25 protein-coding genes and 1 riboswitch are annotated in these 20668 nt (G+C 35.5%); of the genes, 23 read left to right on the forward strand and 2 right to left on the reverse strand.

The window, feature by feature from the left end; all coding sequences use genetic code 11:
- Positions 1-138 precede the first annotated feature (138 nt).
- The 22 genes from GSH73_RS02390 (at position 139) to GSH73_RS02490 (ending at position 18207) form a co-directional block, all read left to right on the forward strand.
- A complete protein-coding gene (locus GSH73_RS02390) occupies positions 139-840 on the forward strand; it encodes a hypothetical protein (protein ID WP_038068484.1) in 702 nt (233 codons plus the stop codon).
- A 414-nt stretch (positions 841-1254) separates the two neighbouring features.
- A complete protein-coding gene (locus GSH73_RS02395; protein WP_014757032.1) occupies positions 1255-1890 on the forward strand; it encodes a hypothetical protein in 636 nt (211 codons plus the stop codon).
- A gap of 123 nt (positions 1891-2013) precedes the next feature.
- Complete coding sequence (locus tag GSH73_RS02400; protein WP_014757031.1) at positions 2014-2814, forward strand: sigma-54-dependent transcriptional regulator family protein; 801 nt, start codon at positions 2014-2016, stop codon at positions 2812-2814.
- Between the two features lie 453 nt (positions 2815-3267).
- A complete protein-coding gene (locus GSH73_RS13535) occupies positions 3268-3627 on the forward strand; it encodes a hypothetical protein (protein ID WP_233432493.1) in 360 nt (119 codons plus the stop codon).
- Complete coding sequence (locus tag GSH73_RS13540; RefSeq protein WP_233432492.1) at positions 3628-3930, forward strand: hypothetical protein; 303 nt, start codon at positions 3628-3630, stop codon at positions 3928-3930.
- A 379-nt stretch (positions 3931-4309) separates the two neighbouring features.
- Positions 4310-4482, forward strand: a riboswitch (cobalamin riboswitch).
- 145 nt (positions 4483-4627) lie between these two features.
- Positions 4628-5578 carry an ABC transporter substrate-binding protein gene (locus GSH73_RS02410; protein ID WP_014757030.1) on the forward strand — a complete coding sequence of 317 codons (951 nt, stop codon included), beginning with the start codon at positions 4628-4630 and terminating at the stop codon, positions 5576-5578.
- Between the two features lie 40 nt (positions 5579-5618).
- Positions 5619-6569 carry an iron chelate uptake ABC transporter family permease subunit gene (locus GSH73_RS02415; protein WP_200866689.1) on the forward strand — a complete coding sequence of 317 codons (951 nt, stop codon included), beginning with the start codon at positions 5619-5621 and terminating at the stop codon, positions 6567-6569.
- A gap of 1 nt (position 6570) precedes the next feature.
- Positions 6571-7371 carry an ABC transporter ATP-binding protein gene (locus GSH73_RS02420; RefSeq protein ID WP_014757028.1) on the forward strand — a complete coding sequence of 267 codons (801 nt, stop codon included), beginning with the start codon at positions 6571-6573 and terminating at the stop codon, positions 7369-7371.
- Positions 7364-8746 carry a cobyrinic acid a,c-diamide synthase CobB gene (locus tag GSH73_RS02425; protein ID WP_014757027.1) on the forward strand — a complete coding sequence of 461 codons (1383 nt, stop codon included), beginning with the start codon at positions 7364-7366 and terminating at the stop codon, positions 8744-8746. Before GSH73_RS02420 ends, GSH73_RS02425 begins: the two co-directional genes overlap by 8 nt.
- Complete coding sequence (locus GSH73_RS02430) at positions 8736-10250, forward strand: cobyric acid synthase (RefSeq protein ID WP_014757026.1); 1515 nt, start codon at positions 8736-8738, stop codon at positions 10248-10250. The genes GSH73_RS02425 and GSH73_RS02430 overlap by 11 nt, the downstream gene beginning before the upstream one ends.
- Positions 10251-10252: 2 nt before the next feature.
- On the forward strand, positions 10253-11209 hold the full coding sequence (gene cbiB, locus GSH73_RS02435) for an adenosylcobinamide-phosphate synthase CbiB (RefSeq protein ID WP_014757025.1): 957 nt from the start codon (positions 10253-10255) through the stop codon (positions 11207-11209).
- Positions 11206-11691: an ECF transporter S component gene (locus GSH73_RS02440; RefSeq protein WP_160175237.1), complete on the forward strand. Its 486-nt coding sequence runs from the start codon at positions 11206-11208 to the stop codon at positions 11689-11691. The genes cbiB and GSH73_RS02440 overlap by 4 nt, the downstream gene beginning before the upstream one ends.
- A gap of 9 nt (positions 11692-11700) precedes the next feature.
- The gene (locus GSH73_RS02445) at positions 11701-12432 is read left to right on the forward strand and encodes an AIR synthase related protein (RefSeq protein WP_014757023.1); all 732 of its coding nucleotides are present in this window, start codon (positions 11701-11703) and stop codon (positions 12430-12432) included.
- A 10-nt stretch (positions 12433-12442) separates the two neighbouring features.
- Positions 12443-13492, forward strand: coding sequence for a threonine-phosphate decarboxylase CobD (gene cobD, locus GSH73_RS02450; RefSeq protein ID WP_014757022.1), 1050 nt, complete (start codon positions 12443-12445; stop codon positions 13490-13492).
- A 21-nt stretch (positions 13493-13513) separates the two neighbouring features.
- The gene (gene cobU, locus GSH73_RS02455; protein WP_014757021.1) at positions 13514-14092 is read left to right on the forward strand and encodes a bifunctional adenosylcobinamide kinase/adenosylcobinamide-phosphate guanylyltransferase; all 579 of its coding nucleotides are present in this window, start codon (positions 13514-13516) and stop codon (positions 14090-14092) included.
- Position 14093: 1 nt separating this feature from the next.
- Positions 14094-14855 carry an adenosylcobinamide-GDP ribazoletransferase gene (cobS, locus tag GSH73_RS02460; protein ID WP_014757020.1) on the forward strand — a complete coding sequence of 254 codons (762 nt, stop codon included), beginning with the start codon at positions 14094-14096 and terminating at the stop codon, positions 14853-14855.
- Between the two features lie 104 nt (positions 14856-14959).
- Positions 14960-15175 carry a type II toxin-antitoxin system VapB family antitoxin gene (locus GSH73_RS02465; RefSeq protein WP_014757019.1) on the forward strand — a complete coding sequence of 72 codons (216 nt, stop codon included), beginning with the start codon at positions 14960-14962 and terminating at the stop codon, positions 15173-15175.
- The gene (vapC, locus tag GSH73_RS02470; protein ID WP_014757018.1) at positions 15165-15560 is read left to right on the forward strand and encodes a type II toxin-antitoxin system VapC family toxin; all 396 of its coding nucleotides are present in this window, start codon (positions 15165-15167) and stop codon (positions 15558-15560) included. Before GSH73_RS02465 ends, vapC begins: the two co-directional genes overlap by 11 nt.
- Before the next feature lie 66 nt (positions 15561-15626).
- On the forward strand, positions 15627-16118 hold the full coding sequence (locus GSH73_RS02475) for a QueT transporter family protein (protein WP_014757017.1): 492 nt from the start codon (positions 15627-15629) through the stop codon (positions 16116-16118).
- A gap of 80 nt (positions 16119-16198) precedes the next feature.
- The gene (locus tag GSH73_RS02480; RefSeq protein WP_014757016.1) at positions 16199-17101 is read left to right on the forward strand and encodes a DUF5685 family protein; all 903 of its coding nucleotides are present in this window, start codon (positions 16199-16201) and stop codon (positions 17099-17101) included.
- Positions 17077-17688, forward strand: a complete 612-nt coding sequence (locus tag GSH73_RS02485) for a J domain-containing protein (RefSeq protein WP_014757015.1) — start codon at positions 17077-17079, stop codon at positions 17686-17688. The genes GSH73_RS02480 and GSH73_RS02485 overlap by 25 nt, the downstream gene beginning before the upstream one ends.
- Positions 17689-17700: 12 nt before the next feature.
- Positions 17701-18207: a YybS family protein gene (locus GSH73_RS02490; protein ID WP_014757014.1), complete on the forward strand. Its 507-nt coding sequence runs from the start codon at positions 17701-17703 to the stop codon at positions 18205-18207.
- A gap of 3 nt (positions 18208-18210) precedes the next feature.
- Here GSH73_RS02490 and GSH73_RS02495 read toward each other — a convergent pair whose 3' ends face one another.
- Both GSH73_RS02495 and GSH73_RS02500 read right to left on the reverse strand, forming a co-directional pair.
- Entirely contained in the window at positions 18211-19296 is a 1086-nt protein-coding gene (locus GSH73_RS02495) for a VIT1/CCC1 transporter family protein (protein ID WP_014757013.1), read from the reverse strand.
- A gap of 127 nt (positions 19297-19423) precedes the next feature.
- Entirely contained in the window at positions 19424-19882 is a 459-nt protein-coding gene (locus tag GSH73_RS02500) for an FMN-binding protein (RefSeq protein ID WP_014757012.1), read from the reverse strand.
- 216 nt (positions 19883-20098) lie between these two features.
- Between GSH73_RS02500 and GSH73_RS02505 the strand changes: the two genes are divergently transcribed.
- Positions 20099-20656, forward strand: a complete 558-nt coding sequence (locus GSH73_RS02505; protein ID WP_014757011.1) for a hypothetical protein — start codon at positions 20099-20101, stop codon at positions 20654-20656.
- Positions 20657-20668: the final 12 nt, after the last annotated feature.

Here is a 20668-nt window from a genome sequence, read left to right on the forward strand (position 1 = left end):
TTAGCACCTTCCCAAGAAAGAATAATTGGTTTATAATAACATTAACAGAAATTGGCGCCATTTCCTGCAGATAAAATCATAGTCAATATGCTTTTTGGTACCGAGAAGCATATCGACTACAAAAAGGAGATGTAAAGTATGCTAAAAAAACTGGTTTCACTGCTTCTAATTGTTGTGCTTCTTTCAATTTCAAGTTTTAGCTTTGCTTTTGCTGACGATATAGCTAAAGGCAAAATTACAAACATTAGTAGTTATATGACTTGGATAAAAGAAAATACAAATGAAGAAGAAGCATCTAAATTTGTTGAGCAAATCAAAACACTTCCACTAGACAAACAAGAAAAGTTTATTTCATATCTGAATAATTCAGATCTAATGACTAAAGCATTAACAGAAAAATTAGAACCCGGGGAAACGAAGTATTTGGAAAATGGAGATATATCTATAAAATTAAATGAAACTAATCAAAGCATTAATTTTAATCCTATGATTAAATCTAGCTCAGCAATTCAATATAGAAGAGCAACTTTTACAAAAGATATTGAAATATTCGGTATTGCTATACTTGAAAATGTTGTTTGGGTAGATTATTCCCACGATGGAAATAGTATTCTTGGAATTCAAGGATGTGATGCGGTCACGACTCGCAATTTTATTCCAGTATGGAGTCTTTCGTGGAGCGGCTTGCACAGTTGGGGAGTAGGTGGAACTAGAGCTTATGCGAGTGCCGATATAACATTTAGTGTCTTGTATCAAGGCTCAATTACATTAGGTGCAGGTGAAATAGGAGTATGGGGCGATATAAATAATTTATCAGGTGGCTGGATAAAAAAATTATAGACTTTAATATTGATTTTTATAATATTAGTAAAATCTAATCAATCAATATTTTATTGATGGTTACGATTTTACTAATATTTGCATTATGAGCATGTTTGCAAAATATGATATTATAAAGTGAAAGGAGATGATGTTAAGTGGGAAAATATAAGAAATTCATTTTACATGTACTTTTGGCATTGGCCATAATTTTACTTGCAATTATAGTTATATTTACCATAATAACAATATTTGATATGATAATTATGAAAATATATATAGGTCAATGAAAATGATAAAGACAAAATAAGTCGTATATTGTGAAATACATATTCATCGATCACATTGATGCTGCACCACATTATTATGATGAAAATTGGATTACACAACAAGCCGAGTATAATTATCGTAGGGGTGATAGGATAACTGAAGAATATGGCTGGAGGTGATTTTATAAAAAATAAGCACATAATAATTTTATGTTTAATAGCAGTAGTTGTATTGAGCCTTTTTATATATTATGATTACTACAGCTATAATAAAAGCCATTTTCAAATTTATCTATATCAAACAAACGGTGCACCTAATTTGAATTATACGACGAAAAGCAAACATTTTAAAATCAATACAACGATTGAGATTGGGAAAAATAATAATACAAAGACGAATGGTTTGGATTCTGCTGAAGACATCCAAAAAACACAAGATTCAAATGAATTCACTTCACTGAATTATACTATAAGAGTTGAGAACATTAGTAAGGAAAAATTAAATAACATTGAAATTGTTGCATTTCTTGATAAAGGGCTTGAGCCTTATGTAGTATCTGGACTTGTGTATTTTGGAACACCAATTCAACAGAGAATAGATTTAAATGTACCAAATGCAAAGAAAAAAGATAATTGTATTGATGTTAGCAGATCTACATGGCTACCCAATCTTTCTCAAATAGATGCAGATGAAAGGCAGAAAATATTAGATTCAATCAAAAAGCCTATAAAATTGATAATAAAATGGGATGGCGGGGAAGAAGACTTAATGCTTCAAAATTTTGATATTAAAATGTATTGATGGCCCTCAATTGGGCTATTTTTTATAGCTAAAAATAAAAAAAACTGTAACAAATTCCTTAAAAATTTGTCTTATATTATGGAGAGCTAATTTAGCGAAAAAAGTTTTAGGGGTGGTACGGTTATGAACAATATTTATGAGGAATTGATTATGTCAATCGGAGAATCAAAACTTTCAGGTGTTGACCCAAATAAAAATAGGTTTAAAAAAATGCTTGATGAAAAAGAGTTGGCCAGGCAAAAAGAAGATTATAAAAGCATAATTTACATACTTTACATCATTTTCAATTCTAAAGGTGTATTTGCTAATCTCTTAAAACAAGGATATTTTTTTGTACTTTGTGATAAAGATGGATATGTGATAAGGTTGATATACGACCAAAAACTAGAGGAATATTTTAGTAGATTGCATTTTGTAGAAGGTGTTAGCTTAAGGATTGAAGATTGCGGTACAAATGCAATAAATATTGCAATGAAGTTGAAAAGGCAAGTAGAGATATGTGGAACAGAACATTATTGTCATCTGTTTAAAAATTGGTACTGCACTGCAATCCCAATTGTAGATTATCATGAAAAAGAAATAATTGCATATCTCGATATGTCAGTGATGAACATTGATTGTTTAAAACAAGACAGCGTGATACTTTGGAAGATTGCAGATTATATTGAAAAATGTCTGTGGCATATGCATGAGAAAGATGACTATCTAAGTTCAAAACTTGATCATCTTGACAGGTTGATATTATCTGCAATGGCATGCAAATATGAAAGGAAGATTGTGCTGAAAGAAATAGGTATATCAGAAAGGACATTGCGTAGACACATAGAAAAACTTTATGAACTATTTAACGTAAATAACGATTTGGGGATTGTAATGAAAGCGATAAATAATAAAATAATAGATACTTATGGGAACTTATTGTAAAATTTATTTATGACCGAAAAACGGTCGCGGTTTCGACAATATATTACACAGATTGCCAAAGTATGACAGAAAAATTGACCTAATTTAGCACTTTCCCAAGAAAGAATAATTGGTTTATAATAACATTAACAGAGATTGGCGCCATTTCCTGCAGATAAAACGTAGTTAATATGCTTTTTGGTACCGAGAAGTATATTTACTACAAAAAAGGAGATGTAAAGTATGTTAAAAAAACTGGTTTCACTGCTTCTAATTGTTGTGCTTCTTTCAATTTCAAGTTTTAGCTTTGCTTTTGCGGTTCCTACCAGCATTCTGTAGGAGCGGTAGTACCATACTATATTTCCATAACTGTCCCTGATACTAAGTAGTATTATCAAAAATTTGAAGAATGTAGTAGCTTGTTTAGATATTTAAACAGCTGCTACATTCGCTATATGATGTGAGGTGAGGGTAATGAATTTACATACGCAATTATACCTAGGAGATTTAGGCAATCGCATGGTTTACATATATGAAATATTTCTTATTAATGTAGCCGTATTGATGATTGTTTGGCTTGGCTTTTCAGTTTATAAATGGAGGAAATCTGGAAATAAAAATCTTATAAAATGGTGGGGGATAACAGTTGGTATTCTTTTTACTTTGGGATTGTGCATACTGATTTTTTCTAAGATATTTTCTGGGCCTCAATATTTTGTCGCATCTCAAACTGGCATCTACATTCCAAGATCAGTTAATGTGCTGGAGAATAACTATACAGGTGATATGGATGAAGAATTGCATTATATCGTTTTAAAGTTCAATAAGACCTAAATGGATGATTTCATAAAATCTGCTGCAGGGAAAGGATGGAAGTTTGGTTCTGTCATCCCGTACTCATTAGCAAAATCACTGCCACAACCTAATTTAATGCTTGGGGGAAAATATCCATTTCCAAAAATAAAAAAGGATGGATACTATTATTTATATACAAATACTAAGCAAGAAGGTTCAACTTCTTTTAGAACTGACTATACGACTAATAAGCTGTCCTTCTTGGATACTAAATCAGGAATATTATACTTTTACTATCATAGTTTCGAGCTTACATCGGATTTGCGCTTTGAACCTCATTAAAACATTATGTTTTTGATACTACATGCTCCATTTGATAAGTGGCCCTTTGGGCTATTTTTTATACATAAAAAATTTTTTAAAGAAACTGTAACAAAATGAGAAAGAAATTTGTCTATATATAAAGAGAGGGGAATAGAAATATAGTTTGCTTTATTGAAATTGGAGGCAGAGTTTGGGATGAAAAAATACAAGGAGTTTATCTTAAATGCATTTATTTTGATTTCAATTATTTTAGCGGTATTCATCATGCTGGTGATATTGCATATTACAGTTGTAGAAATTTATACGAGATGAGAAACTAAATTCATGACAAATTATTGCAAAAAAAGGCCGTTTATTTTCATTGACGCAATTTTGCATTAAAGATATAATATAGTTAAACTAAATATGGTCTTAAGGTCCGAAAGGTTAATAGGGAAAGCGGTGAGAAGCCGCTGCAGCCCCCGCTACTGTAAGCGCTGATGAGGCTCAAAAAAACCACTGGTGAAACCGGGAAGGTTGAGCTAAAGATGAGTCGCAAGCCAGGAGACCTGCCTTAAGATGTAAAAAACACCTTCGGAGGGGAGGTTGGTAATGTGATACATATTTGCTACGAAAAATATGGGGCATACCTTCTCGGTATGCCTTAGTTTTTTAGTTTGATATTTATGCGCTTTGCCTTTTTCAAATCTTTAAGAAATTGGGAGGAGAGATCTAAGTGAAAAAGTGGGTTAAAAATATTTGGATTTTCATAATAGTAGCAGTTCTTTCATTAAGTCTTGTTTCATGTTCTCAAACTACAAAAGGAAAGACATCAGCTAATTCTAATTCTGCGAAAACGGAAGTTAAGGCTACATTTCCATTGAAGATTACTGATTTTATGGGTAGGCAAGTTACGATAAAAAAGGAACCTAAGAGAATTGTATCATTATCTCCATCAACGACAGAGCTTATTTACGCAATTGGTGCTGGCAAAGATGTTGTCGGTGTCACCAATTACGATGATTATCCACCAGAGGTAAAAAGTGTTGCAAAAGTCGGTGGATACGAAGGGCCTAATGTTGAAGCTATAATGGCACAAAAGCCTGACATAGTTTTTGCATCAAACCTTTCTGGGAAGGATCAGATGGAGACTATCGAGAAGTCAGGCATACCGGTAGTTGTATTAGAAGCGCAAAACATAAACCAGATATATGATTCAATAAAGATATTAGGTGAAATAACAGGCAATGTAGAAAAAGGCAATGAAGTAATAAGCAGCATGAAGGATAAAATCAAAGAAATCAATGATAAAGTGAAGGATTTGCCAAAAGTAAATGTGTTTTATGTAGTTGATACAAATGGAAATTGGACAGCCGGGAAAGGGACATTTATTGATGAGCTTATAACATTGGCTGGTGGAAATAATGTAGCCAGCGATGCAAACGGATGGGCGCAGTACAGCATGGAAAAGTTGATACAGAAAAATCCTGATGTGATAATCACATCATCACATGCTGCAAATGCTAATGAAATAAAAAATATGGCAGGGTATAAGGATACAAAAGCGGTGAAAGATGGCAAAATATTTATAATATCAAATGATGACATTGTCACTAAGCCATCTAATAGGATTGTCTTAGGATTGGAAGAAATTGCAAAAGATTTGCATCCGGAGGCATTTAAATAAATTGGAAGTGAGAAAAAATTTTTACTTGTTGTTTTCTACAATGGTTTTGATTGCATCCTTGATGTTTTCTGCATCAGTGGGTGCAGTCAAAATACCATTAAAAAGCATTATTGATGTCATTTTTGGCGGTGGCAATGCTACAGACAAGATGATATTGCTGAATCTCAGATTCCCAAGAATAATTGAAGCTGCTTTTACAGGGATGGGACTTTCTGTGGCAGGTACATTCTTTCAAGGACTTTTGAAAAATCCTATGGCAGATCCTTATGTTTTGGGCATATCATCAGGAGCTGCATTTGGAGCATCTATTGCCATCGTTTTGGGGTTTGGGCTTCTTGGTCTTCAATTTTTTGCATTTGCGTTTGCTCTTATGACTATTTACGTAGTGTACATCATATCCAAAAAAGGGCCTTACATTAAAATGCAGACAATGCTTCTCGCAGGCATTGCCATCAGTGCTTTTATGTCATCTGTTATTTCTCTTATGATGCTTTTAAACCATGATGAGATGTCTCAGATAGTCTTCTGGACAATGGGTGGATTTAGCCTTATTAGCTGGAGCCAAATTTTTTACACAGTTCCTATTATATTTATTGGGTGTATAACGTTATACGTGTTTTCAAGAGATCTCAATGTTATTATGACAGGTGAAGAGATAGCAGAGCATTTGGGGATAGATACTGAAAAAGTAAAAAAAGTTGTTTTGATTGTGGGCTCTTTAATAACGGCTTCTTCTGTTTCGGTAGGTGGCATAATTGGATTTGTAGGGCTTATAGTGCCTCATATATCAAGGCTTATTGTAGGCTCTGACAACAGATTGTTAGTACCTTTTAGCGGTATTATGGGTGCATCTTTTTTGGTGCTGGCCGACACTCTGGCAAGGACTGTGATGGCTCCGGTAGAAATACCAGTTGGAATAATAACTGCTGCTTGTGGTGGACCGTTTTTCTTATATCTCCTTATAAAAAATAAAAATAAAGAGGTCAAGTAAAATGACAATAGTAAATGTTGAAGATCTCCATTATAGTTATGGCGATATTCAGGCCTTGAAAGGTGTAAATTTTAAGATAGACGGCTCTAAAATGGTTGGCATATTGGGAAGCAATGGTTCTGGCAAGACAACTCTTTTGAAGAACATTTCAGGCTATTTGAAGCCCAGCAGAGGCAATGTGTTTATAATGGACAAAAGTGTGCACAAAATGCGTTCGAAAGACAGGGCAAGAATTATCGGCTATGTTCCGCAGGATATGTATTTTGACTTTGAATTTACATCTTACGATGTTGTTATGATGGGAAGGACTCCTTATTTAAGTAGATTTCAAAGAGAGAGAAAAGAGGATGCAATAAGTGTAAGAGATGCGATGATTCTTACAAACACATGGGATCTTAAGGATAGGTATGTGAATGAATTAAGCGGCGGGCAAAGGCAAAGGGTCTACATCGCAAGAGCGTTGGCTCAAGAACCTGAGATTTTGCTATTGGATGAGCCGATTTCACATCTGGATGTAAAATATCAGATAGAAGTGCTTTCAATACTTAAACAATTGACTGCAAAGGGTATGCTCGTGTTTGCTGTCCTTCATGACATCAATTTATCGTCTCAATTTTGTGACCTTATTTTGCTTATGAAAGATGGCGAGATCGCATCTATAGGGACGCCAAATGAAGTTATAACTGCAGAAAATATAAAGATGGTTTTTTCTGTGGATGCAGATGTAATAAAAAATCCCATTACAGATACACCGCTTATTGTTATTTCAAAAAGACAAGGGGATGGTTTAACAAGTGGGTAAAGCATTTATGATAGCCGGAACTCATTCTGGTGTAGGGAAGACTACGATTACTATTGGCATAATAGGATATCTTTCTAAAAAGCACAAAGTCATTCCGTTCAAAATAGGCCCTGATTACATAGATGCGGCATACCACAGGTTTGCATCTGGAAATTCCGCCTACAATTTTGATGTCTATATGCTTGGAGATGACTACGTGAAAAAGTCCTTTTTAAAGCATGCTTTGTCTGGAGATGTGGCTTTGGTAGAAGGCGTCATGGGGATGTACGATGGAATCAATAATACAAGCTACGGCAGCAGTGCACATGTGGCAAAACTTTTAAATTTACCTGTTGTACTTGTCGTTGATGCATCTGGGATGGCCGCAAGTGTTTCTGCTTTAGTTAAAGGATATATAGAATACGATAAAAATGTAAAGATTAAAGGAGTAATATTCAACAGGGTTGGCAGTGAAAAACACTACAAGCTTTTAAAAGAATGCATAGAAAGAGATTTGGGTATAAAGGCTTTTGGATATCTTCCACAAGATGACATGATAAGCTTACCTGAGAGACATCTTGGTCTTATGCCCATATATGAAACAAAGGGAGATCACAATTTCAACATTTTGTACGATAAAATAGGTAAGTTTATAGATGTAGATGGCATTCTGGATGTATGCGATGTGGATTTGAAAAAAGACGGCTTAACCGAAGGGAAATCGACAGTAAAAATAAAAGAAGATGTCAAGGTTGCTATTGCATACGATGAGGCATTTAATTTTTACTATCAAGATAGCTTAGATTCATTGATTGACGCAGGAGTAGAGTTAATCCCATTTAGTCCATTGCATGACGATGCTATTCCTGAAGATGTGGCTGGAATTTACTTAGGTGGAGGATTTCCGGAGGTTTTTGCTGAGAGATTAAGCAGAAATCATTCCATGTTATCTTCAATTAAAGAAAGCATCGAAAAAGGAATGCCAGTCTATGCGGAATGCGGTGGACTTATGTACCTTGCAAGAAAAATTGTTGATCTAAATGGAGATGGGCACCATATGGTAGGAATATTCGATTTGGATGCCATCATGACGAAAAGATTAGTCAATTTTGGCTACGCTGAAGCAGAAGTTGTAAAGGACAATGTGCTATTTAAAAAAGGAGATGTCATCTTTGGGCATGTTTTTCACAATTCAAAGATGTCTGGGGTACACGATGACTTTGCGTATGAAGTACATAAACCTAATTCCGAAGGAAAATGGTCGTGTGGATATGTGTATAAAAACTGTTTAGGGACTTATGTTCACATCAATTTATTGAAATATCCGAATGCTGTAGATAGATTTATAAACCATTGCAAAGATTATGGTCGGGAGATGTATAAGCATGGCACTTAAGATAATGCTTCAAGGTACGGCATCATCTGTCGGGAAAAGCTTGTTGGTGGCTGCTCTCTGCAGGATATTTAAGCAGGACGGATATTCAGTTGCGCCATTTAAGTCTCAAAATATGGCTCTTAATTCTTTTATTACAGATGAAGGACTGGAGATGGGACGAGCACAAGCTGTACAAGCAGAAGCTGCAGGTATAAAACCGTCGGTGCTTATGAATCCAATACTTTTAAAGCCGAGTTCAGATAAAAATTGTCAAGTTATACTAAGAGGCAGAGTTTACGACAGTATGGATGCATCTTGCTATCAGAAATTTAAGCCGAAACTTTTAAGCTTAATAAAAGAGGATTTTTACAAGCTTAGCCAGTCATACGACATAGTAGTGATTGAAGGTGCTGGAAGTCCTGCGGAGATAAACCTTAGAGAAAAAGACGTTGTGAATATGGGCTTGGCGGAGTTGGTGGATTCACCAGTATTGATAGTAGGCGACATAGATAAAGGCGGCGTATTTGCTTCTATTGCAGGCACACTATTGCTTTTAAACGATGATGAAAGAGAAAGGGTAAAAGGAGTCATAATAAACAAATTTAGAGGCGACATGGAAATATTAAAGCCTGGAATAAAAATGCTGGAGGACATAATTAAAAAGGATGTCATCGGTGTAGTACCTTACATGGATGTATATGTTGATGAGGAGGACAGTGCGACAGATGAATATTACAGGAGAAAAAGCGGCGGAGCTATCCACATTGCGATTTTAAATCTCCCCCACATATCCAATTTTACTGATTTTGAACCATTGAAGAAGATTCAAGATGTAAATGTAAGGTACGTAAGCAGAGGAGAAAAAATCGGCGACTGCGATGTATTGATAATACCAGGTACGAAAAATACGATAGGTGACCTTAAAGCGATTAAAGATGCTGGACTTCACCATGAGATTTTGAATTTGAGAAAAATGGGAAAGCTTATAATCGGCATATGTGGAGGATATCAAATGCTGGGGAAAAGGATATTGGATCCACAACACATAGAAGGGCCTATTAGCGAGATGGAAGGTTTAGGATTGTTAGATGTAGAGACAGTTATTTCACATGAAAAGATCACGACACAAGTCAAAGCTCAAGTTTCCGATGATTTACCTGATTTTTTATCACCACTTAGAGGACTGTTTGTAGATGGATACGAAATACACATGGGTATAAGTTCTACAGGAGAAGAAAGTTTTTCAAATATCATTGCAAGAAACGATGAAAAAATATCTGTCAGCGATGGATGTGTAAGCAGTGACGGGAAAGTGTTTGGTACGTATATGCATGGAATATTTGAAAACACAGATTTCACAAAGCGGCTTGTAAATATCTTAAGAAGAACAAAGGGGTTAAAAGAGATAGATTACCTTGAAGACTATAGGAAATTTAAAGAAAGAGAGTATGATAGGCTGGCAGACGTAGTAAGAAAAAGCTTAGACATAAATAAAATTTACCAGATAATGAAAGGCAGTATTTGAATATGGAAGTGATAGCTGCATATTTTTTAGATTTAATGATAGGCGATCCGCAAGGATACCCTCATCCAGTAAGACTCATGGGAAAATTAATCAGCTTTTTGGAGAGCAGCATTAGGAAAATAGCCAAAACCGCAAGGCAGCAAAGAGTCGCAGGTTATTTCTTGTGTGCCATTGTCGTGCTTACAAGCTATATAAGCGGGTACTTTATCATTTACATTGTGAAAGAATTAAATGTTTATTTGGGAAAGATTTTAGATATTCTTCTCATCTACACTTGTCTTGCAACTAATGATTTAGCAAAATCAGCTATGAGAGTATACGATCCTCTTAAAGAAGACAATCTTCTTGAAGCTCGGAAGATGTTGTCTTTCATTGTAAGCCGCGATACGGAAAATTTGGCTTTAGGCGATATCATAAGAGGTACAGTAGAAACTGTAGCAGAAAACATATCTGATGGGATAATAGCGCCTTTGTTTTACGCTTTTATAGGCGGTGCTCCACTGGTATTGGCATACAAGGCTTCCAGTACACTTGACTCAATGGTCGGATATAAAAATGAAAGATATTTTGACATAGGGTATGCTTCTGCAAAGCTTGACGATATTTTGAACTTTTTGCCGGCCAGGATAACAGGGCTTTTGATTGCAGCGTCATCATTTTTGCTGAGATATGACTATAAAAATAGCTTCCGCATTTTAAAAAGGGATAGATTAAAGCATGAAAGCCCCAACAGTGCACATGGGGAAGCTGCAATTGCAGGTGCATTAAATGTAGAGTTGGGAGGGCTCAACTACTACTTTGGAAAGCCTGAATTAAAACCAAAACTGGGCGATGGTAAAGAAACACTTAGATTAGACCACATCAAAGATACTGTAAGGATAATGTATATGACATCTTTTCTGGGACTTATTTTATTCTTTGCTTTTAAAACAATATTAACAGGAGGTATATATAGATGAATACAAAGACAACAACGATTAAAAATGTAAAAACTTTGACGCTTGTGGCTATGCTTATTGCCATGAGTGCTGTAGGTGCCATGATAAAAATCTACAATACAGTTGCGTTTGATTCGCTGCCGGGATATTTTGCATCCCTTTATTTTGGAGGGTACATAGGAGCAATCGTCATTTCTTTAGGCCATATCTTTACTGCGCTTACATCTGGTTTTCCGCTTGGAATACCAAATCACATCATCATTGCCGTATCAATGGCTGCATATGCATATTTTTATTCGCTGGCGTATAAAAAGTTTAATAGCTATGTGGCTATCGTTGTGGGTACCATATTAAATGGTCCTGTTGCAACACTCATTTTTGTACCGCAGTACGGATGGGGATTTTTCTTTCAGATGGTGCTGCCGCTTACTATTGCGTCTTTTGCAAATGTACTTTTGGCGTCAATCATCTATAAGACAGTTTTAAAAATGATAAAAAGGTGATAGACGTATATGATAGAGAAATACAGGGATGTTTTAATCATACACGAAGGTGATGTTGCGTATGCCGTGTCATGCGACAGCACAGGTGCCATCGGGGAAAAGGAAAATGATGTTTTGAAGGTAGATGCTGAGGTGGTAGGTAGAGCAGCTATAAAAGTGGCATTATCAGAACTTCTATGTGTTGGTGCTTGGCCAATCGCAATATCAGATGCCTTGTCAAATGAAATGAATCCTACTGGTATTAAGATCATAGATGGAATAAAGAAAGAACTGACGGAAAATGAGATATATGATGTTGTATTGACTGGCAGCACAGAGGAAAATTTCCCTTCAACTATGACAGGTGTTGGCGTGACAGCAATTGGAAGAGCAGCGGAAGAGGAACTGAAAGTGCGAAAAGCAAAGGTGGGAATGGAAGTAGGTTTAATAGGTTACCCACGTGTTGGACAAGAAGTATTGTATTGTCATGATGTTCTTTCACTTAAAGACTATGTGAAAATATTTAGGTGCAATGAAATAGCAGAGGCCATTCCTGTAGGGTCAAAGGGAATAAAGCATGAGCTTGATGTTCTTAAGTTGTCATCTGGTTTAGAATTTTTGAAAGAATATAAATCTGATTTAGATGATGAGAAGTCAGGAGGCCCTTCTACGTGCTGCATTGTCGTTTACAAAGAGGATGACAGACAGATAGTGGAGAACCTTGTAGATAAGCCATTTATTCGGTTAGGAAGACTATCTTGAGGTGAATTGAATGGATAAATATGAACATGGTGGAAATATATATATTTACGACAAGGATGTGATAGATTTTAGTTCAAACATAAATCCTCTTGGATTTCCGGAATGTATAAAAGATTCCATTGATATTGCGGCTTTGACAAAGTACCCTGACATAAACTACACACAATTGAAAAATTCTATTTCAAAATATACAGGACTAAAAAGTGAGAATATGATAGTCGGCAATGGCGCTTCTGAACTTATCTACCTTTTTGTGAGGGCACTTTCTCTGAAAAGACCCATTATTCCATCTCCTGCTTTTTTAGAATACGAAAGAGCAGTCACATTGTCAGGTGGAAATCCTTTGTACTACCGGATTCCTGAAGAAAATGGATACGTGATCGATGCGGATGAAATATCAAATCGCTTAAAAGAAGTAGATTCTGTCATCATAGGAAATCCAAATAATCCTACAGGAAAGGCAATAAAGCGAAAAGATGTGGAATATATCGTGAAGGAAGCGAAAAAGCTGGATTTGCCGGTGATGATAGATGAGGCATTTATAGAATTTATATGCGATTATGAAAAATACCAGTCTTTAGATCTCATAAATTACTACGATAATCTTTTTGTAGTAAGAGCTGCCACAAAATTTTTTGGGCTACCAGGATTGCGCCTTGGATACGGTTTTGGAAGTGAAGATTTGATAAAGAGATTGGAAGCTTATAAAGAGCCTTGGACGGTAAATGCTTTTGCTGATGCAGTTGGAAGAAAGATTTTTGATGATATAAAATTTATGGGAAATACGAGAAAATACATAAAAGAGGAAATAGATTATTTAACGAATGAGCTTAAAAAGATAGATGAATTGGTTGTGTTTCATACACAGGTAAATTTTATGCTTTTAAAACTGAAGAATCAGAGCGTTAATGATTTAAAAGAAGAATTGTTAAAAAGAAGGATACTGATAAGAGATGCATCAAATTTCAGGTATTTGGATGACAGGTATTTTAGAGTGGCTGTAAAAAGCCATCGTGATAATGTAAAACTGGTAGAAGCTATAAAAGAAGTTCTTAAATGATTTTGAGAGAAGGTGTTTCTATTGGCTTTGATTATGGTTACAGGCGGCGCAAGGTCTGGCAAAAGCCAGTTTGCAGAAAGTCTTGCTGTGAAATATGCTGGTTACAGTGTACTTTACATAGCTACGTCTATACCGTTTGACGATGAAATGAAAGAAAGGGTTAAAAGGCACAGAGAAAGAAGGCCAAAGGAATGGGAAACAGTAGAAGCTTACAATGGCATCTTTGACATAATAAGAGGGACAGACAAGAAAGCTGTGCTTTTAGATTGTCTGACAGTGATGGTGTCCAATCTGCTTTTAGAGATAGATATGACGTGGGAAGAAAAAGATTTAGAAGATGTAGCAAGAGCCGAAGAAAAAATAAGTGATGAAGTGGATGGCTTGATAAAAGCATCTAAAGGGAAGGATAAAGATGTCATAGTTGTGACAAATGAAGTTGGAATGGGGCTTGTGCCAGAGTATAAATTAGGCAGAATATTTAGGGACATATCAGGGAGAATGAATAAGAAAATTGCGGATAATGCCGATTTTGTCTATTTTATGGTTTCAGGCATACCTTTAGAAATAAAAAGTAATAGCTTACGGTTATGTGGTGAATAAGATGGATGAGATAAAGGCGTTTATATTATCGCTTCAATTTATGACAAGGATACCTGTTAATGTCCAAATAGATGTAAGCAAAAATGACTTTCACAGGATGGTCAAATATTTCCCTTTTGTAGGTGGACTTATTGGCACTGTTGTAAGCCTCATGTTTTATGCTTCTAAAAATATATTTCCCCGGGAAATAGCCATCACAATAGCTTTAGCATCATCGTACATTCTGACAGGTGCTATGCACATCGATGGGTTTGCAGATACATTCGATGGACTTTTTAGCAACAGAAGTCGGGACAGAATGCTTGAGATAATGAGGGATTCAAGGCTTGGGACGAATGGAGTCCTCGCTTTGGTTTTTTTAATAATTTTAAAGATATTGTTTTTAACTGACATCAATGGCAATCTCATATATTCCACATTGATATTAATGCCTCTCATTGGACGCTTTTCCATAATTTTAGCAGCGTACGCATCGAAATCAGCGAGAGGTGGAGAAGGATTGGGAGGACTTATCATTGGCAAAATATCTATCGTGGAATTAATATTAAGCTTATTGTTTACATCGTTTGTTGGCATGATATTTGTCCATTTTACAGTGTTGCTGAAGCTTTTAGTCATTTCATCAATTGTCACGTATCTTATCACTAAGTACATATCTATGAGAATAGGTGGTATGACAGGAGATACATTAGGTGCAGTCAATGAATTTGCAGAGCTTGTAATTGCTGTTTCTATGTATTTTTTAAGCATTACAAAAGTGTAGAAGCTTAAAAAGTTTAAATCTGGTATGAATAATTTTAAGATTAAATTCATCATCTTGATTATCATAAAAAATTGATGTATTATGAGTATAAAGGAGATGATGATATGCGTACAACGATAAATGTATCTGAGGATATTCTCAAAGAAGCTGAAATGCTGTATGAGACAAACAATAGGTCAAAAGCTGTTGAAGAAGCTTTGAAGGATGCCATAAGGATGAAAAAATTGCAGCATTTGATGGAACTTAAGGGAAAGATAGACTTTGTAATAGATTCTTCAGACATTGAAAAATTAAGGAGCATGGAAATAGATGAAAGATAAAATACTTATTGATACATCTGCATGGATAGAGTATTTTAGAAACAAGCGAGAGATCGTTGAGATCATCGATGACATGCTTTTGCACGATAGAGCCTATATAACAGGCTTTATAATTGCTGAACTTTTTCAAGGAGTGAAGACAGAAAAAGAGAGAGCGATGCTTGAAAGGTATATTGATTCGATACCGACGGTATCATGCGATGATAAAGATTGGATTAGGGTTGGAAAGCTTTCTTTTAAATTGAGGAGAGATGGAAAAACTATTCCACTATCAGATGTGCTTATCGCTTATTTAGCGATTAAAAATGATATGATGATATTCTCATTTGATCAACATTTTAAAATGATAGACGGCGTTAAATTGTTTGACCATACAGCCATTTAACTGTATAATGGAGTAAAGACAGTTCGCAAAATCCTGTCTATAAACAAAACTACGGAGGAGATAAAATTGAACAGTAAAACTAAGAAGATAGTCTACGGAGCATTGATCGCTGCAGTGTACGCAGCCGTCACAGTGGCCCTTGCGCCAATAAGCTATGGACAAATTCAAGTAAGAGTTGCTGAAGCACTTACAATCATGCCTTTCTTTTCGTCCTATTCAATTTTTGGACTTTTTGTGGGGTGTATAATTGCAAATATGATAGGCGGAAATGGAATATTCGATGTGGTTTTTGGTTCTTTAGCGACGCTAATCAGTGCTATAATCACGTACTATATTGGCAAATCCGATCTTAGATATAAGCGGTATTTAGCACCGTTGCCGCCTGTTGTAATAAATGGAATCATTATCGGAATAGAATTAAATTTCCTTTACAAACTGCCTCTTGTGGCTTCAATGCTATGGGTTGGATTAGGTGAGTTGATAGCGTGCTATGTGCTGGGATTGCCACTTCTTTTGTACATAGATAAAAATGAAAAGATAAAAAGTATGATAGGATAGACTTAATACACATTTAATTTGAATTAGCTTCTACATCCTGATAAAATAAAATCAGGATTATTTTTTTTGAGGAAGATGCTATGTTTGGATATATAAAGCCATACAAACCTGAGATGAAGATAAAAGATTACGATGTTTTTAAGGCGTATTATTGCGGCCTTTGCAAGAAAATTGGAAGCAGATATGGTCAGATAAGCCGCTTGACTTTAAATTATGAGCTTACGTATCTTGCGATTTTTTTATCAGCTTTGTCTGACGAGGAGATATGCATAAGAAAAGAAAGTTGTGTGGCAAATCCGTTTAAGAAAAAACCTATTATGAAAGAAAACCCGTATATTGCTTATGCGGCAGATATGAATGCGATCCTTATGTACTATAAATTTTTGGACGACAAGGAAGATGATAAATCTTTAAATGCAGCTTTATTGGAGCTTTTTTTTAAGACAAAATACAGAAAGTCGTATAAGTCATACTCTGAAAAGGCAGAAAAAATAAAAGGATATTTAAAAGCTTTAAAGGGATTAGAAGAAATGATGTGTTCATCTGTTGATGTGGCTTCTGAGCCATTTGCCAATATCATGAAAGAAGTTTTTTTGATTGATAGTCTGAAAGTTGATGATGAAGATTACGCTAAAATCGGCCAAATTGCGTATCACTTAGGAAGATTTGTTTATATTTTAGATGCCTACGATGATTTGAAGAAGGATTTAAAAAATGGCACTTACAATCCCTTTATATACCAGTACAATCTTTCTTATGACAAAATGCAGGAATATGAGTTAGAGCCTATGTTGGGGGAAATCAAAGAGTGGACAAAATTTAATTTGACTTTCACGCTTTCTACGATAGTTAAATTGTATGAGCATTTGAAGTTCAAAAAGAATGTTGGAATAATCGACAATATTTTTAGAATTGGACTTTACATGGAATTTATGAGGGTTATGGAAGGAGATAAATCATGCAAAATCCGTACGAAGTCTTAGGTCTTAAAGAAGGAGCATCAATTGAGGAAGTTAAAAAAGCGTACAGGGAGCTTGTAAAAAAATATCACCCTGACCAGTATGCTGACAATCCACTTAAAGATTTGGCAGAGGAAAAGCTGAGGGAGATAAATGATGCGTACAGGGCTATAATGGAAGGAGAAACTTTTAGAGGCGATTACGCCAATGATAGGACTTATGGCGGTGGCAATGGCTCATACAGCGACAGCAGTTCCATGTACTACGAAGTAATAAATGCTCTTAACAGAAACGACTTATATGCGGCGGAAGCTATCTTAAATCGAATGACTGATAGAAGTGCACAGTGGTATTATCTATATGGCCATGTAAATTACAGGAGAGGAAGATTTGGGGAGGCGTATGACTGCTTTAGGACAGCAGTAAGCATGGATCCCGGCAATATAGAGTACCGTGAAGCATTAAACAACATGGAGATGCAAAGAGGTGTTTATCAAGGCGATGTTTACCGAAGAACGATGAACGATGATTGCTGTCAGACTCTTTTTGCTATATGGGCTTGTGATACATGCTGCGAGTGCATGGGCGGAGATATGTTTAGATGTTTTTAGGGAGTTGATTTTATGTCAAGAGAGAGGTCGCTTTCTTTAGGAGGTATGCTTGCTGCTGTAAATGTGATTTTGCTTTTCATCTCTGCAGCAATGCCTACCAGTAGACTTTTTCTGCTGGTTTTATCGTCGTTTTCTGTAGCCATAATGGTCATAGAAGCAAATGTTAATGCAGGAGCAGCGTTTTATGTTGCCACATCTTTGCTGGCGTTTATACTGATGCCAAACAAGCTGATAGCTTTTTATTATGCATGTTTTTTTGGATTTTACGGCATCGTAAAATCGTACATAGAAAGGCTGTCATCGAATAGATTTTTAGAATACGTCTTAAAGCTTATCGTATTTAATCTATCTTTGTCTATCATTTATGTGGTGCTTAAATATGTTTTTGCTGTAAATATATTTATAAGCTCTTATTTAAGCGTGTTAGTTTTCACATTGCTGCAAGTGTCGTTTGTCATTTATGATTACGCATACACTGTTTTTGTGTCGTTTTATTTAAAAAAGGTAAAAAGGCATTAATGACTACGCATTAATGCCGAATACAAACTGCACAAAAGTTCCGAATAAGTAAGACAGGGCTGCCGCTCCTAAACCTGATAATACCATTTCTATTATTTTATTCTTTATGGATAGGCTTTCAGACGCTATTGAAACTACCATACCTACTATAGAAAGAGCTATGGCGGCGAAAATAACAGAGAGAATCAAGGCCAATACTGATGATGAAGTGATGAAGAAGTAGGGGATGACGGGGAAGAAAAGTCCTACTAAATACGCTAAGCCTGTGTACAAAGCTGATTTTATCTCATTTTCCTTTACTTCTTCTACAAGCAAATTTGCCATGGCATTTTCGTTGTCTCCCAATTTTTCTACGATTTCTTGGCTTATATCGTCAGGTATGCCTGATTCACTTAGCTTGTTTAGAAGTTCTTCTTTTGCTCTATTTTTTGATACGTTAAAAAGAAGCTCCATCTTGCTTTTGATGCCTTCATTTACCTGCCTTTGAGATCTTACGGATGTATATGCACCTATTGCCATAGACAAGGCACCTGCAATACCTACCACAAGTCCAGATGCACCAACTATAAGTGGTTTGCTCTGATACACAGCCGAAAGACCTGTGACGGTTCCTAATATTTCTACCAATCCGTCGTTCATGCCCAGGATGAAGTCTCGTATATTGGAGAAATTCGCTTCTTTGTTTTGGTTGCCTAAGTTTTTTTCATGTTCCAGTTCATCTTCTATGATTAAAGCGAGACCTTGACGCTCAGATTCAGTTAAAATTGGATCTTTGTAGTATTCATAGTATTCATCAGTGCTGTTTGATTCCTGCATCTCTAAAAGTATTATAAAAAGGCGGCTGCCAAGGAGTGTCCGCAGAATTTTGTAAAACCACAGACTTTTAGCACGCACTTTTGGTTTTAGCTTTACACCTCTATCGCTTAAAAAGTCGTACCAATATTTCGTGTGATTGGCTTCAATCTTTGATAGTTCTTCAAATAACTCTTTTACTTCCTTTTTAGATTCTACTTTTGCAAGGTAAGAGTACAACTGCTTTGCATTTAATTCATCGTAGTAAAATTTTTTTGCCTTTTCGATTGCCTGCATTTCAACTCCTCCTCCCATATATTTCATTTTATATTATTTAGCGTAAACATACAAGGCATCATGTAAAAAAGGTATTAAAATGCAATTGTCTATCACATTTTAATACCTTTTTAAACATTTTTAAGTATTATTTTTTTGCCTTTTCTAAGGCGTTTTTGACAGCTATCTTCCAGTTTGTAGTCGTCTCTGTAGCACCTGCTATTGTATCAACATTATAAGTTTGCTTTTTGATCATCTCATTGGCCATATCGATTCTGAACTTTTTCAAATTAGGATATACTTTGCCTGTCTTTGGATCTTTTTGGCCTGTCCATTTGTCGTAATTTATTTCTTTTCCGCTCTTATCCAAGCGCCTTAATGTTATGCTTGTTATTTTTCCATTTTTTATTACGACTGTAGCATCTTCACTGCCTTCAGACCATTTTGGACCGGCACCTGTGTATGTACCATCTTTGTAAGATACTTTAGGCGTAGTTTGAGGCTTTGGCTTTTGAGTCGATGGCTTTGTCATAGTTTTGCATGAAACAAGGCTTAAAGCCAAAACCGCAATTATAGCTATAGATATAATTTTTCTTAATGCTTTCATCTTATTCCTCCTAAACTCGTTATTTACTATTTATTTTTCTTCAAGAAGATGATATTATTCAGAAATTCACTAAAATTTAACATACAACTTTTACAATTTGTTAATCGATTTAACAAAATTCTGACACAACTTCGGGACATAATAGTAAATGAAAAAGGAGGTGCAGATTTTATTTAAACAATTTTACACAATATCGTAGAAGGAGGTAAATGAACGATGATAAAATACAAGAGATTGTTGGCGGCTACAATGCTTGGTGTGATGCTTTTTTCGACGGCGGCATTGGCAGATGAAGCTGTACTGCCGCAGCAAAGCACCATTTCAACTGCTGCTCCAAATAAAGTAGATCCAATAAAAAAATTGGAGGATATAAAGGCGAAGGTTACTGAAAAGTACAACCAAGGTAAAATAAGCAAAGAAAAGTACGACAGCATGATTTCAAAGATAAACGAAAAAGAGCAATATATAAAAGAGCTTAACAGTTTGACACTTTCTCAAAAGCGGCAGAAGCTTATTAGTGATTTCACTGCTAATTTAAACAAGAAAGTGCAAAGCGGAAAGATTTCACAGGATAAGGCAAATGAGCTTATTAAAAAATACACTGACAAGGTAAACAAATGGGATGGAACAGGTTTTCCTCCTGGAATCAAAGGATTTAAAAGGGGAGATGGGTACAAAAAATTCAAAAATGCTCTTGAAAAAGCTGTAAAAGACAAGAAGATAACGGAAAGCCAGAAGCAGGACATATTAAATTACTTAAATGAAGGCAAATAGTCAAAAAGGGCA

Source organism: Thermoanaerobacterium aotearoense (genome assembly GCF_009905255.1).
Taxonomy (GTDB): Bacteria; Bacillota; Thermoanaerobacteria; order Thermoanaerobacterales; family Thermoanaerobacteraceae; genus Thermoanaerobacterium; species Thermoanaerobacterium aotearoense.

Coding starts and splice junctions, on each gene's coding strand:
- GSH73_RS02390 (WP_038068484.1), top strand. CDS start 139: ATGCTAAAAAAACTGGTTTCACTGCTTCTAATTGTTGTGCTTCTTTCA.
- GSH73_RS02395 (WP_014757032.1), top strand. CDS start 1,255: ATGGCTGGAGGTGATTTTATAAAAAATAAGCACATAATAATTTTATGT.
- GSH73_RS02400 (WP_014757031.1), top strand. CDS start 2,014: ATGAACAATATTTATGAGGAATTGATTATGTCAATCGGAGAATCAAAA.
- GSH73_RS13535 (WP_233432493.1), top strand. CDS start 3,268: ATGAATTTACATACGCAATTATACCTAGGAGATTTAGGCAATCGCATG.
- GSH73_RS13540 (WP_233432492.1), top strand. CDS start 3,628: ATGGATGATTTCATAAAATCTGCTGCAGGGAAAGGATGGAAGTTTGGT.
- GSH73_RS02415 (WP_200866689.1), top strand. CDS start 5,619: ATGGTTTTGATTGCATCCTTGATGTTTTCTGCATCAGTGGGTGCAGTC.
- GSH73_RS02420 (WP_014757028.1), top strand. CDS start 6,571: ATGACAATAGTAAATGTTGAAGATCTCCATTATAGTTATGGCGATATT.
- GSH73_RS02430 (WP_014757026.1), top strand. CDS start 8,736: ATGGCACTTAAGATAATGCTTCAAGGTACGGCATCATCTGTCGGGAAA.
- cbiB (WP_014757025.1), top strand. CDS start 10,253: ATGGAAGTGATAGCTGCATATTTTTTAGATTTAATGATAGGCGATCCG.
- GSH73_RS02440 (WP_160175237.1), top strand. CDS start 11,206: ATGAATACAAAGACAACAACGATTAAAAATGTAAAAACTTTGACGCTT.
- GSH73_RS02445 (WP_014757023.1), top strand. CDS start 11,701: ATGATAGAGAAATACAGGGATGTTTTAATCATACACGAAGGTGATGTT.
- cobD (WP_014757022.1), top strand. CDS start 12,443: ATGGATAAATATGAACATGGTGGAAATATATATATTTACGACAAGGAT.
- cobS (WP_014757020.1), top strand. CDS start 14,094: ATGGATGAGATAAAGGCGTTTATATTATCGCTTCAATTTATGACAAGG.
- GSH73_RS02465 (WP_014757019.1), top strand. CDS start 14,960: ATGCGTACAACGATAAATGTATCTGAGGATATTCTCAAAGAAGCTGAA.
- vapC (WP_014757018.1), top strand. CDS start 15,165: ATGAAAGATAAAATACTTATTGATACATCTGCATGGATAGAGTATTTT.
- GSH73_RS02480 (WP_014757016.1), top strand. CDS start 16,199: ATGTTTGGATATATAAAGCCATACAAACCTGAGATGAAGATAAAAGAT.
- GSH73_RS02485 (WP_014757015.1), top strand. CDS start 17,077: ATGCAAAATCCGTACGAAGTCTTAGGTCTTAAAGAAGGAGCATCAATT.
- GSH73_RS02490 (WP_014757014.1), top strand. CDS start 17,701: ATGTCAAGAGAGAGGTCGCTTTCTTTAGGAGGTATGCTTGCTGCTGTA.
- GSH73_RS02495 (WP_014757013.1), bottom strand. CDS start 19,296: ATGCAGGCAATCGAAAAGGCAAAAAAATTTTACTACGATGAATTAAAT.
- GSH73_RS02500 (WP_014757012.1), bottom strand. CDS start 19,882: ATGAAAGCATTAAGAAAAATTATATCTATAGCTATAATTGCGGTTTTG.
- GSH73_RS02505 (WP_014757011.1), top strand. CDS start 20,099: ATGATAAAATACAAGAGATTGTTGGCGGCTACAATGCTTGGTGTGATG.